The following is a 17,076-nucleotide window of genomic DNA, read 5'->3' on the forward strand; positions in this document are numbered from 1 at the left end:
AGTTCGTTTTTGTTTAACGACATCTGAATCACAAGCGAAGCATTCAAATAATGATAAAAGCGCTGCCATAGACGCTTAAGGAATCTGCAACATGGCCTTGAAAGATGCAATGCCTTCAGTACTACTGGAAAATGTAGTCACTCTTATTCACTCCAAAATCCCTAATTCACAAGCTAAACAAGTCGAGCAGTTCGCCACATGTTTGTATGCGCATATGTCAAAAGACGATTTACATGCGCGTAACGACAGTGATTTATACGGCGCTGTGGTGAGTCTTTGGAATGCCTTAAATAAAACCGCAGCTGACCAAACCCATATTCGTGTATTTAATCCAAGTCAGGCCAAGCATGGTTGGCAGTCGACTCACAGTATTATTGAAGTGATCCAACCTGACATGCCATTTTTGGTTGATTCACTGACTATGGCGTTTAATCGCATGGGAATTACCGCCCACGTGATGCTGCATACTCCATTGAATGTTCAGCGCAAAGGTAAACTTGTTGAGCAGGTATCGTATATCCAAGATGCCAAACAAGACGGCGATAAAGTTGCGGTATTCCTAGTCGAAATCGACCGTCAAAACAGTAACGCTGATATCAAAGCCATAGAAAAAGAAATTCAATCTGTGCTTAATGATGTGTCTGCATCGGTCAATGACTGGAAAAACTTATCTGACAAGCTTGGCGATACCATCAAACAGATGCCTAAGCGCCCATTCCCAGGTGGCAAAGAAGAGCTAAACGAAGCTATTGAATTCTTGAATTATCTCAATGACCATCATTTCACCTTATTGGGTTACCGCTATTACGACCTAAAACGTGTTAAAGGTGACGTGGAGCTAGTGCCTGACATGAGCACAAGCTTAGGTTTGATGGCAAAGTCGAAAGAGAATACATCTGATAAAGGCTTGTTGTTATCGACTTTGTCTGAAAGTGCGCGTAAAGAAGCGCTGGATGAAAGTTTACTCGTGTTAACTAAAAGCTCAGCTAAAAGCCGCGTGCATCGCCCAGCTTATGTTGACTACATCGGTGTTAAGCGCTTTGACAAGCAAGGTAATGTGATTGGTGAAGACCGCTTTATCGGTCTGTATGCATCAAATGTGTATAACCGCAGCCCACGTGAAATCCCTTTACTTGCGCAAAAGGTTAAGCGCGTGTTGGATATGTCCGGCTTAACGCCGCGCTCACATGACTATAAAGCGTTGACCAATATTCTTGAGACGCTGCCGCGTGATGAGTTGATTCAAGCGAAAGTAGAAGAGCTTTCTGATACTGCTCATGGTGTGCTGCAAATGCAAGACCGTGACAAGCTTAAGTTATTTGTTCGTAAAGATGGGTTTGGCCGTTTCTTCTCTTGCTTAGTTTATGTATCTAAAGACAGATATAACACTAAGCTGCGTGAAGATACTCAGCGTATTTTGGCGCGTCATTTTAACAGTAATGAAGACGTGGAATTTACCACATACTTCTCAGAGTCTACTTTGGCTCGTACTCATTACATCGTAAAAGTCGATAATAACAATATGGATGTGGATGTGGCTGCAATCGAACAAAACCTAACTGAAGCGGCGCGCTCTTGGGAAGACAAACTACATACCGCACTTAATAATGCTGTAGGTGAACAAAAAGGTACAGGGCTAACCAAGCGTTACCTCAATGCCTTCCCGCAAAGCTATAAAGACGATGTACTGCCAAGCTCAGCTGTGGTTGACATTCAACACCTTGAAGCGCTGGATGATGAGCACAAGCTAGGCATGCTGTTTTATCAGCCACAGGAGTCAGCGTTAAATGACAATAAAGTGCGTTTAAAGCTGTTCCATAAAGATGAGCCTATTCATCTATCAGACGTGCTACCAATGCTTGAAAACTTTGGTCTACGGGTAATTAATGAGCGTCCATATGAAATTAAGACAGCTGATGAAAATACCTTCTGGGTACTAGACTTCTTAATGACAGTGCAGGGCGCAGCGACGGATAACCTGGCAGATAGCCAAGACCGCTTCCAAGATGCACTTGCACAAGTTTGGGAAAAGCAACTTGAAGATGATGGCTTTAACCGCATGGTGCTATCAAGTGGTTTGCATGGTCGCGAAGTGTCGATTTTACGCGCTTACGCTAAATACATGCGCCAAATCGATGCGACGTTTAGCCAGTCATACATTGAAGAGACATTTAGCCGTTACCCGAAAATTGCTGACTTATTGGTGAAAATGTTCATCCGTAAGTTTAATCCTAAGCTTAAGACACGCACACTTGATAAGTTTGTTGATCAAATCAACAAGCAACTCGATGACGTATCTAGCCTAGATGACGACCGTATTATTCGTCGCTACCTTGATTTAATTAACGCAACACTGCGTACTAACTTCTATCAACAGTTAGAAGGCGGTGTAAACAAGCCATACATTTCCTTTAAGTTCTCACCAGAGATGATCCCGGAAATGCCTAAGCCGCTGCCTAAATTCGAGATATTCGTATACTCTCCGCGCGTTGAAGGTGTGCATTTACGTGGTGGTAAAGTTGCCCGTGGTGGATTGCGTTGGTCAGACCGTCGTGAGGACTTCCGTACTGAAGTACTGGGGCTAGTTAAAGCACAGCAAGTTAAAAATACGGTAATTGTGCCTGTGGGTGCAAAAGGTGGCTTTGTTTGTAAGCAACTGCCGACCGAAGGCGGTCGTGAGGCGTTCTTCAATGAAGGCCAAGCTTGTTACCGCTTGTTTATTCGCGGTCTGTTAGATTTGGCCGATAACATTGTTAACGGTGAAGTTGTTCCACCAAAAGATGTAGTTCGTCACGATGAAGACGATGCTTACCTGGTTGTTGCAGCCGATAAAGGTACGGCAACCTTCTCGGACATAGCTAACTCAATCGCAATTGAATATGGTTTCTGGTTGGGTGATGCGTTCGCATCTGGTGGTAGTAATGGTTACGACCACAAAAAGATGGGTATTACCGCGAAAGGTGCGTGGGAGTCGGTTAAGCGTCACTTCCGTGAAATTGGTATTGATTGCCAAACCACAGATTTTACCTGTTTAGCTGTAGGTGACATGGCTGGTGACGTATTTGGTAATGGTATGTTGTTATCTGAGCACACCAAGCTTGTTGCTGCATTTAACCATATGCATATCTTCATTGATCCAAATCCAGATGTGGCTAAAAGCTATGCAGAGCGTAAACGCTTATTCGACCTGCCTCGCTCTAGCTGGGAAGACTACAACGCTAAGCTTATTTCGAAAGGCGGCGGCGTGTTCAAGCGCTCAGCGAAATCAATCAGTTTAACTGATGAAATGAAGCAAATGCTTGAGACTGACAAAGATTCAATGACCCCTAACGAGCTGTTGACTGGCCTACTTAAAATGCAAGTAGACTTAATCTGGAACGGCGGTATTGGTACTTACGTTAAAGCGACGTCAGAATCCCATGCCGAGGTGGGAGACCGCGCGAACGATGCGCTGCGCGTTAATGGTAGCGAAGTACGTGCACGTATTATCGGTGAAGGTGGTAACTTAGGTTGTACTCAACTTGGGCGTATTGAATATGCAGCTAATGGCGGCCGCATGAATACCGACTTTGTTGATAACGTGGGTGGTGTAGACTGCTCAGATAACGAAGTGAATATCAAAATCTTCTTGAACACGCTGGTTGCAGACGGTGAACTCACCATGAAGCAACGTAACAAGTTGCTTGAAGATATGACTGATGAAGTGAGTGAAATTGTACTGCAGGATTGTAATGACCAAACTCGTACCATTTCGGTAACTCAAGTACATGGTGTTTCCCAGCTTAAAGAACAAATTCGCTTCATTCACCATCTTGAAAAAGAAGGCAAGCTGGATCGTGCGTTAGAGTTCTTGCCTACAGAGGATGATCTCGCTGAACGTCTATCAAACGGTAAGACTTTAACTCGCCCAGAGCTATCAGTGCTAGTTGCCTACGCTAAGATGGTGTTAAAAGAGCAGCTCGTAACACCAGAAATCACTGAAGATAGCTTCTTAAGTAAGTTACTGGTGGAGTACTTCCCGAAACAGCTTCAGCAAAAATACGCTGACAGAATGCCAAGCCATCCTCTACGCGGCGAAATTATTGCTACCTCTTTAGCCAATGAGCTAGTTAATGACATGGGCTTTAATTTCGTACAGCGTATGCAAGATGAGACAGGTGCCTCAGTTGCAGAAGCTGCCATCAGTTATACTATGGCGCGCGAAGTCTTTGGTTTAGAGGAGTTAACTAAATCAATTACTGATTTAAACGGTATTGTTCCAGCAATCGTTCAAGGTGAAATGCTGCACCAATTGCGCCGCAACATGCGCCGCGCATGTCGTTGGTTTATCCGCCACCGTAATCGTGCACATAACATCGAGCAAACCGTTGCCTTCTTTAAGCCAGTGTTCAATCAGCTTAAAGATAATGTTGATCAGTACATGATTGAAGCGGAAGTGACTGCAATTAATGCAGAAATTCATGCGTTAACCAGAGAGAATGTGCCAACAGACGTAGCGAATGTGGTTGCTAAGATGAGCACCTTGTTCTCAGCGCTCGATATCGCTCAGATTGCACAGATTGAAGATAAGTCGGTAGAGCTTGTCTCTGAAACTTACTTCAAGTTAGGTGCGAAGGTTGAGCTGCATTGGTTCTTAGAACAAATTAGCGCTCAGCCGGTAACAAACCATTGGCAAGCACTTGCTCGTGCAGCCTTCAGGGAAGAGCTTGATTGGCAACAACGCGCACTAAGCTCAGCAGTACTAAGAACCTGCACTGATAGTTGTGACGCTGATACCGTGATTAACGAGTGGATTACTAACAATGGTTCGTTACTAGAACGTTGGTACCATATGTTGTCTGACTTCAAAGTTTCGCAAACGCACGAATTTGCTAAGTTCTCAGTTGCATTACGTGAATTAAACTTGCTCATCCTCCATTGTGAAGGACAGCAATAATTCTTTATAATAAAAGGGCCCTAGCAATAGCTAGGGCTTTTTTTAGGCCTAGGAGAAAACATGTTTTACAAGCTCGCACAAAAAGTGATGTTTCAGATGGACCCAGAGGTAGCGCACAACATTGCTATCGGTAGTCTGAAAATGACGGGAAACAACCCTTTGAATTGTTTTTATCGTCAAACAGTAAAGCCTGCACCAGTAGAGTGTATGGGTTTAACTTTTCCTAATCCGGTTGGATTAGCTGCGGGTTTAGACAAAGACGGTGAGTCAATAGATGCGTTTCACGCGATGGGTTTTGGTCATATTGAGGTTGGAACGGTTACCCCAAGACCACAACCTGGTAACGATCAGCCTCGTTTATTCCGCCTAAAGCCTGCCAAAGGCATTATCAACCGCATGGGCTTTAACAACAAAGGTGTTGATAACCTAGTACGCAACCTAGTAGCGAAGAAAACCGATATCATGGTTGGTGTAAATATTGGTAAAAACAAAGATACGCCAGTAGAGCAGGGTAAAGATGATTACCTTATTTGCATGGACAAGGTTTATCAGCATGCAGCCTACATCGCTGTGAATATTTCATCGCCAAACACACCGGGTTTGCGCACACTGCAATATGGTGAACTGCTTGATGATTTACTGAGTTCAATCAAAGCTAAACAAACCGAGCTAGCTGAAAAGCACGGTAAATATGTGCCAGTAGCATTAAAGATTGCGCCAGATCTAACTGATGATGAGATCAAAAGTATTTCAGACTCTTTGATCAAAAATAACTTTGATGCAGCCATTGCAACTAACACTACACTAAGCCGTGATGCTGTAGAAGGGTTATTGCATGCAGAAGAAACCGGCGGACTAAGCGGTAAGCCTCTGACCGATTTATCAACGCAAGTGATTAAAAAGCTTGTAGATAATTTAGACGGTGCTATGCCTGTGATTGGTGTAGGCGGTATTAACAGTGCTAAAGATGCGCAAGATAAGTTTGCGGCCGGTGCTAAAATGGTTCAGATCTATTCTGGATTTATTTACCAAGGACCACAGCTAGTGAAGCAGATTGTCGATCAATGTGACGTCAAATAGTCACGATCGCTAATTTGATCTAAGCTGTTGATCAAAAATCGTGCCGCGATCAAAAAGTAAGATCTTTAGATCGCGGTAACTGCATGATTAATAGCTCATTTTTTGTTAAAAAATTTTGTAATCGCTTGAAATATCATCTAGTATATGAATCATCTTCAACATAAAGGTGTGACTAGCGATGTTATTGATGCCAAATAAGGACTGGCATTGGGAATTCAATGAAGCTTATGGCCAATTAAGCATCTCACTGGGTTCCGAGATGGAGTTCTTGACCCCATATAAAGCTAAGCTACTTATCCCAGACGCACTGAGCACCAGTGAGTTTTGTGTCGAGCACGCAAAATTCTATATTGCTATGTTGGAGCGCCTACCTAAAATCCTAAAGCTATCAGATGCTGCCATTGTGCAAACAGCCTTAAATGCGACAGCGGCTCATTTCCTACTTAAGCCGCAAATGCCTAAGTCGTGGTTTTTTGAAACCAGTAATGAATGTGTTTACAGTGAAGTAGGTAAGTTGTTTAACTTGAAATGCAATGGTGAGTCAGTACTCGTCATGGTTGTTGATGACAGCCTACAAGCATCAACGGTGATGATTTTATCGCATAACTGTCAGTTAACCGAGTCTAAGTTACTGCAGCAGTTTGACACGATTAAAGTCATGCACGACAGACTGCAACCTATGCGTCGTATGCCAGCCAAACAGGTTGTGGCGGCATAGCTAAGTAAGCTATTCGCACGCTAGTTAGTTGTGCCCGCTACTTGTACTAGTTAAGTGCATTAGCGCCAATCTAATAGATCTTCCTACATGCAGTAAATAGTTGCCTGTTATCTCAGTTGGATAATACGGGCCGCTAATGGACATGTATTATTCTCGATTACTCGTTTTACTCTCCTTTCATCAAAATCCTGTTATTAATTTATTTGCCTAGATACTTAGGGTTTAAGTTGAGAACCTTGGTGTTGTGTCATAGTTATGACATTTCATGCATCAACAGCTTACTTAACGCAGTTCCATACTTACTTTATTTGGACATAAAAGTAGTTAACTTGCTCATCTACCTACAAAGTAAAAAAATTCACGGTTTTTGATGTTTTTTGCCGAATAAACTGATGTTCACTTTGACAAATAAGCCTTTAACAACAACAGTTAATGGATGATGTTGCACATTATTAATAATAACGGCAGGAACGCCGCACATCGTTAAAGTTTGATGTCTGCATCACCAGGAAGTGTTTGTGCCTACAAATAAAGGTTTGGTGATTATATGAACGCAATTACCCTATATTTTCGTAAAACTACCATAGCCAATCGGCTATTGTTTATGGTTGCACTAGCCATTATTGCAACCTTACTCATTTTCGGCTTTGCCGTTAATAAGGTTGAGCAATACCTTGTTGATGAAAAGCAGTCAAAACTCACTTCGCTGGTTGAGGTTGCCCACACTGTTGTCGAGCAATATCGTCAGCACGCAGTGTCAGGTAGCATGACTGAAGAGCAAGCTAAAGCAGCTGCGATTACTAAACTCAATAGTTTAAGGTATTCGGACAATGACTATTACTTCTCGATAAACGACCAGGGAGTGATGATCCAGCACCCGTTTTCTAAGAAGTTGGTTGGTACTAATGTCAGACAGCTCAAAGACCCTAATGGCGTTATGTTGTTTGATGAGATGATAGTGAAAACCCGCAGCGCTCAAACTGCGCGGGTAGACTACATGTGGAATAAACCTAATCAAGATAAGCCCAGCCCTAAGATGTCGATGGTGATCAAGCATCAAGCCTGGGGTTGGATTATTGGTACCGGCGTTTATGTGGATGATATAGATGTTGCGGTGTGGGACTTTATCTGGGAATACCTTGGCTTACTAATCGCGGTGTGGATACCGGTATTCTTGTTGCTTTACGTTATCATGGTCAGTATTGCTTCACCAATGAAGCAAACCATTGAAGCCTTTGAAAATATCGCCAGAGGTGAGGGAGACCTAACCTTACGTTTATCTCAAGAAGGCAGTGATGAGCTTAAACAAATTGCTGAGTACTTCAATTTATTTACCGAGAAAATCCAGCAGTTGGTGAAATCAGTCAGTGAGCTGGTGGTGGATAGCAGCGATTTAGCGGCCAACTTATCTAACATCGCTAATACAGCCAACGACATCTCAACCAATGTGCAAGCCGAAACCGAAGGCGTAGCCACAGCAGTTAACCAAATGGCGGTTACCGCAACAGATGTCGCTGCCAATGCACAAGATGCTAATCACACCGTCAAAAGCGCTGAAAACGAAACCACCACTGCGTCGCTAGCCGTCAGCAGCGCTATGGATAGAATTAATTCGTTATCGCAAGAGCTTGAACATACTGAGCAAATGACCCACAGCTTAACAGTAAGCTCAAGTGAAATTGGGCAGATTTTGGAGGTGATAGTCGGTATTGCTGAGCAAACAAACTTGCTTGCACTAAATGCCGCAATCGAGGCTGCAAGGGCAGGTGAAGCTGGTCGCGGCTTTGCTGTGGTAGCTGATGAGGTGCGTACCCTTGCAAGTCGCACCCAGGATTCAACCCAGCAGATTAATAATATTATTGAAGCGATAAGAAGCTCAGTTGCCAGCGTCAATGCGTCTGTTGTTAAAGCTAAAGCTTCGTCTTCTGAAACCGTCAGTGAAACAGCAACCGTTGTTGATGTGTTAGAGCAGGTTAAGGCGAGTATTTTACAAATCTCAGATATGAATGGTCATATTGCCAATGCAACTGAAGAGCAAAATAGAGTGATTAGCGAGCTAAACGTTAATATCACCCGTATCAACGAAATGTCGCTAGAGAACCATCAGCAGAATGCGTTAATAAACGACAACAGCGAGCAAATAAACCAAGGCGCCGCTGATCTGGCTAAACTAGTGGATCAATTCAAAGTGTAAACTAGTTTAGTTATTACTTTGTTCAAGACAAACAAAAGGGCTCAGCTGAGTTTATACAGTTGAGCCCTTTAGCATTTATGTAACTACTTTAGTGGTTAGCCTTTAGCGTCTAGGTAGCGCTCAGCATCTAGTGCAGCCATACAACCTGTACCTGCAGAGGTAATCGCCTGGCGGTAGTGTTGGTCCATTACATCACCACAAGCATAAATACCTTCGATGCTTGTTTGAGTCGCATTGCCCGCAAGACCGCTGTTCACTTTAATGTAGCCGTTATTCATATCTAATTGGCCTTCAAACATACCTGTGTTTGGAGAGTGACCAATAGCAACGAAAACACCTGCTACTTCTAAATCGGTAATGCTACCGTCTTTAGTGCTTTTCTTTTTAAGACCTGTTACACCCATGTCATCGCCAACCACTTCTTCAAGGGTTTGGTCTAGGTGTAGTAGGATATTACCGTTCTCAACTTTGTCCATTAGGCGCTTAGTTAAGATTTTTTCTGAGCGGAAGCTATCACGGCGGTGAATTAGGTGAACTTCTGAAGCAATATTGCTCAAGTAAAGTGCTTCTTCAACAGCTGTGTTACCACCACCAATAACCGCGACCTTTTGGTTACGGTAGAAGAATCCATCACAAGTTGCACAAGCTGATACGCCGCGGCCCATAAATGCTTCTTCTGATGGTAAACCTAAGTAACGTGCAGATGCACCCGTTGCGATAATTAGTGCATCACATGTGTATTCGCCATTGTCACCTTTAAGCTTGAAAGGGCGCTCAGTTAATGTGACTTCATTAATGTGGTCAAATAAAATCTCAGTCTCGAAACGCTCAGCATGCTCTTTCATTCGTTCCATTAAAGCTGGGCCAGTTAGGCCTTCAGCATCGCCAGGCCAGTTTTCAACTTCAGTGGTAGTGGTTAGCTGACCACCTTGTTGCATACCAGTGATCATAACAGGCTTTAGGTTTGCTCGAGCAGCGTAAACGGCAGCTGTATAACCTGCAGGACCTGAGCCTAAGATAAGCAGATTACTGTGACGAGATTCAGACATTATTTTAATTCTCCAATGAAATGCATTCGCATAATCTGGGGATTGTAGGGAATTTAGCTAAGAGGGTAAAGGGATCTTACAACGAGTATTTCGATTAGCTTAATCGGTGCTGTAAAGCTATCCATGCACTACAGCATCAAGGTGGATATCAATCTAGTAACTAATATGGCAGCTCGGCAGACCATTTTTCTCTAAATATTGCTGATGATACTCTTCTGCGCGGTGGAAGCTTTGCAAAGGCACAATTTCAGTAACAATTTGCTTAATGCCCCATTTGCCGCTCTTGATTAGCGCTATTTTTGCAGCCTCGGCTAATTGCTTTTGCTCTGCGTTATGAAAGAACACTGTACTGCGATATTGACTGCCAATATCACCACCTTGCTGATTAAGGGTGGTTGGGTTGTGGTTGGTCCAAAAGATATCAAGCAGCTGCTCGTAACTGACTTGTTCTGGGTCATACTCAACTTGCACCACTTCGGCATGCCCGGTATTACCTTGTTTTACTTGCTCGTAGGTTACCTTGCTATCATCTCCGCCCATATAACCGCAAACAGCATCTGATACACCTTCAACTTCACGAAAGAAATACTCAACACCCCAGAAACAGCCTGCGCCAAATGTTGCTAATGCCATGGATAACCCCTCACTCATACAATAGATGTTTAAACGTTTAGATATTTAGATTGTTAGACGTTTAGATGGCTATAATAAAAAATTATTAGTTGATTGCAAGTCATTTGTGAAAACAAATTTACCTAGCATATAACCCTAAGGATGGTGGCGTGTGTTAGAATCTGCGCCAAATAAAACACCGTTAAGGAGAGAAGAGTGTTACAAGCATCAATTAAAGATAATGATTTCCTCGCATTTACGTTAGCTCACCCACAAGCAATCGACGCACCATTTAAGGTAAATACCAACAGCAATGTTAACGTTGAAGTGCTCGATACTGGGGTAATTTGCTTTACACCTAAGGACTATCAAAAGGACATCGTACTGTCTTGCGCTGTGCACGGTAACGAGACGGCGCCAATTGAAATTTGCAATGAGTTGATTACTGGCTTATTAACTGGCGAGTTAACGCTAAAGCAACGAGTATTGTTTCTAATTGGCAATCCGCCATCTATTCACAACAAGACCCGATTTGTCGAAGAGAACATGAACCGTTTATTTAGCGGCGGGCATGCAAACGGTGACACCCAAAACCAAGAGCGAGTGCGCGCTAAAGCCTTAGAAGGTTATGTACGAGACTTCTTTGAGCAAAATGATGACAAACAGCGTATTCACTATGACCTGCACACCGCAATAAAACCATCAAAGCATGAGAAGTTTGCCATTTACCCTTATCGTCATGGTAAGAGCTACAGTGGTGAGCAGATGATGTTTTTGGCCGCATGTGGTGTCGATACCATTTTGTATCACCACGAACCGACAACCACATTTAGCTACTATTCATCTAATGAGTTTGGCGCCGATGCGTTTACGGTTGAGTTAGGTAAGGTCATGCCGTTTGGGCAAAACGATATGAGTAAATTTGCTAAAGCGAAAGCCATGCTAACCGCGCTTGTGACTCAAACTGAAGTTGAATTACCAGCCTATGAAGCTGAGCAGCTAAACCTATATAAAGTGTCACGCTCAGTGAATAAACACTTTGAAGACTTCACATTCAGCTTTGCAGATAGTACAGAGAACTTTACTCAATTTAATAAAGGCGAGGTGTTAGCCACTGAAGGTGGCCAACAAGTCATCATTGAGCATGATATTGAAGCAATTGTATTCCCAAATGCAAAAGTTCCTGTCGGGCAACGCACAGTATTATGTTTGATCCCTGCACCAAATGAAGATGTGCAGTAACATTGTCGCAGTCGTAAACCATTATATACATTTGCCCAAGTGCTAAAATGAGCCACGGCAAATAATGACTATTGCTAGGTAGTTTACGTTAACGTAATGTTTATCAGCAGATTATAATATCAGGTAACTATTTACCCTATAACTAAGAGCACAATATGAGCAACGCAACAACGAATAATGACACTGTGCATCGTGTCAGCTTCTTAGATAAAGCGTCATTGCACATTCCAACCTTGCGCATTTTGCAAGCGGACGGCACCACTTATGAACAAGCGGTTTTGCCAAATATTGATCAAGAGCTAGCGAACAAAATTTATGACACTTGCGTATTCACGCGAGTGCTAGACGAGCGTATGCTCGGTGCCCAGCGTCAAGGTCGTATTAGTTTCTATATGACATGTACTGGTGAAGAAGCGGCCGTGATTGGCAGTGCTGCAGCGCTTGATGATGGCGACGTTATTCTTGCGCAGTATCGTGAACACGCGGCACTAAGATACCGCGGCTTTCCGACTGAGCAGTTTATGAATCAAATGTTCAGTAACGAGAAAGACTTTGGTAAAGGTCGTCAAATGCCGATCCACTATGGCAGCCAAGAGTTAAATTACCAAACCATTTCATCGCCGCTAGCCACGCAAATTCCACAAGCAACGGGTGTCGCTTATGGTCTTAAGCTACAAGGCAAGCGCAATGTGGCTGTATGTTACTTTGGTGAAGGTGCAGCGTCGGAAGGTGACTTCCACGCAGGTCTAAACATGGCTGCGGTACTTAAATCACCCACTATTTTCTTTTGCCGTAATAATGGTTACGCAATTTCAACACCAACTGAAGAGCAATATGCAGGCAATGGTATTGCTAGCCGTGGTGTAGGCTACGGCATGCACACTATCCGTGTTGATGGTAACGACATGTTGGCCGTGTTAGCTGCAACTCAGCAGGCTCGAGCTTATGCACTTGAGCACAATGGACCAGTATTGATTGAAGCCATGTCATACCGTCTTGGCGCTCACTCTTCATCAGATGACCCATCAGGCTATCGTTCAAAAGAAGAAGAAGCAAAATGGCAGCAACATGACCCAGTTAAGCGCTTTAAGTTATGGATGATCAACAAGGGTTGGTTAGACGAAGCCACAGACGCTGAGCTACACGAAAAGTATCGTGAAGAAGTATTGTCAGCTGTGAAAACCGCTGAAAAACTGCCTGCTCCACATATTGATGAAATCATTGAAGATGTTTTTGACAAGCCAACACCAGCGCTTAAGAAGCAACTAAGTGAATTGAAAGAGCATATTAACAAGTATCCAAATGCTTATCCTAAAAGTGCAGGGAGAATTTAAGCCGTGGCTCAAATGAATATGTTACACGCCATTAATGAGGCGTTATCCATTGAGATGGAAAAAAACCAATCAATGATCGTATTTGGTGAAGACGTTGGCCACTTTGGCGGTGTTTTCCGTGCAACTTCAGGACTGCAAGAAAAGTTTGGTAAAGAGCGTTGTTTCAATACGCCGCTAACTGAGCAAGGTATTGCTGGTTTTGCTAACGGTTACGCTGCTGCAGGTTTAACTGCCGTCGCTGAAATTCAGTTCGCTGACTATATCTTCCCGGCGTTTGACCAAATCGTCAATGAGTCGGCAAAGTTTCGTTACCGTAGTGGTAATCAGTTTGACGTTGGCGGTTTGACGTTCCGTACCCCTTATGGCGGTGGTATTGCTGGTGGTCATTATCACTCACAATCTCCAGAAGCTTACTTTACTCAAACCCCTGGTTTGAAAGTGGTGGTGCCAAGAAACCCAGAGCAAGCAAAAGGCTTGTTACTTGCGGCAATGCGCGATCCTAACCCAGTCGTATTCTTCGAGCCTAAGCGCCTTTACCGCGCATCGGTGGGCGAAGTACCTGAGGGCGATTACGAGATCGAACTAGGTAAAGCAGAAGTGGTTAAGCAAGGTACTGATATCACAGTGCTTGCTTGGGGCGCGCAAATGGAAATTGTTGAGAATGCATGCAAGAAAGCTGAAAAAGAAGGCATTTCATGCGAAATCATCGATTTACGTTCACTCGCACCATGGGATGTTGATACCGTTGCCGCATCAGTTAAAAAAACAGGCCGCCTACTGATCAACCACGAAGCGCCGTTAACTGGTGGCTTTGCTGGTGAAATTGCCGCGACTATTCAACAAGAGTGCTTCTTGTACCTAGAGTCGCCAATTAGCCGAGTGTGTGGTCTAGATACGCCGTACCCGCTAATTCATGAAAAAGAATACATGCCAGATGAGCATAAAACATACGAAGCCATTAAAGCTTCTGTTGGCTTCTAGGAGTAGTTGGCAATGATTAAAGATTTTATTTTGCCAGATATTGGCGAAGGCGTAGTTGAGTGTGAGCTGGTTGATTGGTTAGTACAAGAAGGCGATATCGTCGTTGAAGACCAACCGATTGCCGATGTGATGACTGACAAAGCATTAGTGCAAATCCCAGCGCCGCACGCAGGTAAGATCACTAAGCTGTATTACGCTAAAGGTGACATTGCTATTGTGCACAAGCCACTCTACGCAGTCGATGTTGACGGTGACGCGGGTGAGGTTGCCGCTGAGCAAGCTGACGACACTAATGAAGCAAGTGCTAGCGCAGCTGAATCTGCGCCTGATACAACTGCCCCTGTTACTACTAGCACTGGTGGCGCGGTTGTAGAAGACTTTTTATTACCCGATATCGGTGAAGGTATTGTTGAGTGTGAATTGGTTGAATGGCTAGTGCAAGAAGGCGAAATGGTCGAAGAAGATCAACCCATCGCTGATGTGATGACTGATAAAGCGCTTGTGCAAATTCCAGCAATTAAGGCGGGCAAAATGGTCAAGCACTATTACCGCAAAGGCCAGCTCGCTAAAGTTCACTCGCCACTATTTGCGATTGAAGTCGAAGGCAGTGCTGCGCCGGCAGCTGCGCCAGCTGAACAAGCTGAAGTAGCAACAACTGCTACAGCAGCACCGAGTGAGGGCGTTGCGCAAGGTAAAGCACTGGCAAGTCCAGCTGTTCGCCGCCTAGCACGTAGCCTTGATATTAATATCGCTGAAGTAAAAGGCAGCGGTAAAAATGGCCGCGTATACAAAGAAGATGTTGAGCGTCATAGTCAAGGTGGTCAAGTTAGTGCTGCTAAGACAGTTGCAACACCAAGCGCACCCGTTACTACAAATGCTCCTGTTGCTCCAGCTCCTGTGGCAAGCGCTGGTGATCTCGTTGAGCCAATCAAAGGCGTTAAGGCTGTGATGGCGAAGATGATGGTAGAGTCTGTGTCTACCATTCCGCACTTCACCTATTGCGAAGAGTTTGATCTAACTGAACTCGTTGCGCTGCGTGAATCAATGAAGAAACGCTACTCGACTGAAGACGTTAAGCTAACCATGATGCCATTCTTTATGAAGGCGATGTCGCTAGCGATCAATGAGTACCCAATTCTCAATTCGCAAGTGAATGCTGATTGTAGTGAGCTAACGTACAAAGCAAGCCACAATATCGGCATGGCAGTTGACTCAAAAGTTGGCCTGCTAGTACCTAATGTCAAAGACGTACAAGCTAAGTCGATTTTAGATGTTGCAGCTGATATCACCCGTTTGACCAACGACGCTCGTAGCGGCCGTGTTGCGCCAGCCGATCTTAAAGAAGGTACCATTACCATCTCAAACATTGGCGCCTTAGGTGGCACAGTCGCTACGCCAATTATCAATAAACCAGAGGTGGCAATTGTTGCTCTCGGTAAGCTGCAAAACTTACCGCGCTTTAATGATAATGGTGAAGTAGAAGCACGTAAGATCATGCAAGTAAGTTGGTCTGGCGATCACCGCGTGATTGATGGTGGCACTATTGCTCGCTTCTGTAACTTGTGGAAACACTATCTAGAGAATCCACAAGAAATGCTGATGGCGATGAAGTAATTCAACCTGTTCAAATTATGTTGAATAATTGAACATTTATTTAAAAAGGACGCAAACTGCGTCCTTTTGTTTTATGTGACGTTTTCGTATAATTGCGCCACTTATTTTGTATTGGGAAGTATTATGAGTCTGTCGGCACCTCAAATTGAAACTATTGACTATCCATTTCCAGCTAAACCTGCCGTGTTGTCTGACGATGAAAAAGCAACTTACAAAGCACGTATCAAGCAATTACTAAAAGAACAAAACGCGGTACTTGTTGCACACTATTATACTGACCCTGAAATTCAGGCGCTGGCGGAAGAAACCGGTGGTTGTGTTTCTGACTCGCTTGAGATGGCGCGTTTTGGTCGTGATCATCCTGCTGATAAATTAATTGTCGCGGGTGTTAAGTTCATGGGCGAAACAGCAAAGATCTTAAGCCCAGAAAAAACCGTGTACATGCCAACGTTAGAAGCGACTTGCTCGCTAGACCTTGGTTGCCCAATCGAGCAGTTTAGCGAGTTCTGTGACGCTCATCCAGACCATACTGTTGTGGTTTACGCTAATACTTCTGCTGCAGTTAAAGCTCGTGCAGACTGGGTTGTCACTTCAAGCATCGCACTAGAAATTGTTGAACACCTTGATAGCGAAGGTAAAAAGATTATCTGGGGCCCAGACCGTCATTTAGGCTCTTACATCGCCAAACAAACTGGCGCAGATATGCTGATGTGGCAGGGCGACTGTATCGTGCACGATGAGTTTAAATCGAACGCACTTAAGCAGTTAAAACAGCAATACCCTGATGCGGCGGTATTGGTTCACCCTGAATCACCTGCAAATGTGGTAGCGATTGCCGACGCGGTTGGCTCAACTAGTCAGCTAATTAAAGCCGCGCAGACAATGGATAATGATACTTTCATTGTGGCAACCGATAAAGGTATTTTTTACAAGATGCAGCAAGCTGCACCAGGTAAAACCTTAATTGAAGCACCTACAGGCGGTAACGGCGCAACTTGTCGTAGCTGCGCTCATTGTCCGTGGATGGCAATGAACGGCCTACAAGCCATTTACACCTCGCTTACTGCAGAAAATAAAGCAGAGCACGAGGTTTTTGTAGATGATGCACTGCGTGAAAAGGCGCTCATTCCGCTAACTCGCATGCTAGATTTTGCTAAAACCCTAAATATGAAAGTGAAGGGTAACGCTTAATTGCTCTAATTTTGAGTTTGTTATATGAAAGCCGCTTTTCGAAGCGGTTTTTTTATGGGTGGAAGTTAGAGCGCATAGCTAATATCCAAAACAAAAAGCCTCGCATGAGCGAGGCTTTTGATGAT

Annotated in this window: 11 protein-coding genes; 9 read left to right on the forward strand and 2 right to left on the reverse strand. The window is 44.0% G+C overall.

From position 1 onward, the window contains the following. Positions 1–91: 91 nt before the first annotated feature. The 4 genes from EXU30_RS19330 to EXU30_RS19345 all read left to right on the forward strand — a co-directional run bounded on the left by EXU30_RS19330 (position 92) and on the right by EXU30_RS19345 (position 8,928). Entirely contained in the window at positions 92–4,936 is a 4,845-nt protein-coding gene (locus EXU30_RS19330; protein WP_130602833.1) for an NAD-glutamate dehydrogenase, read from the forward strand. A gap of 60 nt (positions 4,937–4,996) precedes the next feature. After that, entirely contained in the window at positions 4,997–6,016 is a 1,020-nt protein-coding gene (pyrD, locus tag EXU30_RS19335; protein ID WP_130602835.1) for a quinone-dependent dihydroorotate dehydrogenase, read from the forward strand. Positions 6,017–6,194: 178 nt separating this feature from the next. Further along, positions 6,195–6,734 carry a cell division protein ZapC gene (locus EXU30_RS19340; RefSeq protein WP_130602837.1) on the forward strand — a complete coding sequence of 180 codons (540 nt, stop codon included), beginning with the start codon at positions 6,195–6,197 and terminating at the stop codon, positions 6,732–6,734. 547 nt (positions 6,735–7,281) lie between these two features. Beyond that, on the forward strand, positions 7,282–8,928 hold the full coding sequence (locus EXU30_RS19345) for a methyl-accepting chemotaxis protein (RefSeq protein ID WP_130602839.1): 1,647 nt from the start codon (positions 7,282–7,284) through the stop codon (positions 8,926–8,928). A 95-nt stretch (positions 8,929–9,023) separates the two neighbouring features. On the opposite strand, the gene trxB is transcribed toward EXU30_RS19345, so the two are convergent. Then, a complete protein-coding gene (trxB, locus tag EXU30_RS19350; protein ID WP_130602841.1) occupies positions 9,024–9,977 on the reverse strand; it encodes a thioredoxin-disulfide reductase in 954 nt (317 codons plus the stop codon). A gap of 153 nt (positions 9,978–10,130) precedes the next feature. Continuing rightward, positions 10,131–10,610 carry a peptide-methionine (S)-S-oxide reductase MsrA gene (gene msrA / locus EXU30_RS19355; protein ID WP_130602843.1) on the reverse strand — a complete coding sequence of 160 codons (480 nt, stop codon included), beginning with the start codon at positions 10,608–10,610 and terminating at the stop codon, positions 10,131–10,133. Positions 10,611–10,805: 195 nt separating this feature from the next. Between msrA and astE the strand changes: the two genes are divergently transcribed. The 5 genes from astE to nadA all read left to right on the forward strand — a co-directional run bounded on the left by astE (position 10,806) and on the right by nadA (position 16,951). Beyond that, positions 10,806–11,831 carry a succinylglutamate desuccinylase gene (gene astE, locus EXU30_RS19360; RefSeq protein WP_130602845.1) on the forward strand — a complete coding sequence of 342 codons (1,026 nt, stop codon included), beginning with the start codon at positions 10,806–10,808 and terminating at the stop codon, positions 11,829–11,831. A gap of 155 nt (positions 11,832–11,986) precedes the next feature. Beyond that, positions 11,987–13,165 (forward strand): thiamine pyrophosphate-dependent dehydrogenase E1 component subunit alpha, encoded by a 1,179-nt coding sequence (locus EXU30_RS19365; protein WP_130602847.1) that lies wholly within the window; start codon positions 11,987–11,989, stop codon positions 13,163–13,165. 3 nt (positions 13,166–13,168) lie between these two features. Continuing rightward, positions 13,169–14,146, forward strand: coding sequence for an alpha-ketoacid dehydrogenase subunit beta (locus EXU30_RS19370; protein ID WP_130602849.1), 978 nt, complete (start codon positions 13,169–13,171; stop codon positions 14,144–14,146). A gap of 12 nt (positions 14,147–14,158) precedes the next feature. Beyond that, entirely contained in the window at positions 14,159–15,760 is a 1,602-nt protein-coding gene (locus EXU30_RS19375) for a dihydrolipoyllysine-residue acetyltransferase (protein WP_130602851.1), read from the forward strand. A 123-nt stretch (positions 15,761–15,883) separates the two neighbouring features. Beyond that, positions 15,884–16,951, forward strand: coding sequence for a quinolinate synthase NadA (nadA, locus tag EXU30_RS19380; protein WP_130602853.1), 1,068 nt, complete (start codon positions 15,884–15,886; stop codon positions 16,949–16,951). The last annotated feature ends 125 nt before the right edge of the window (positions 16,952–17,076 follow it).

The sequence above is a fragment of the Shewanella maritima genome (genome assembly GCF_004295345.1).
GTDB lineage: Bacteria > Pseudomonadota > Gammaproteobacteria > Enterobacterales > Shewanellaceae > Shewanella > Shewanella maritima.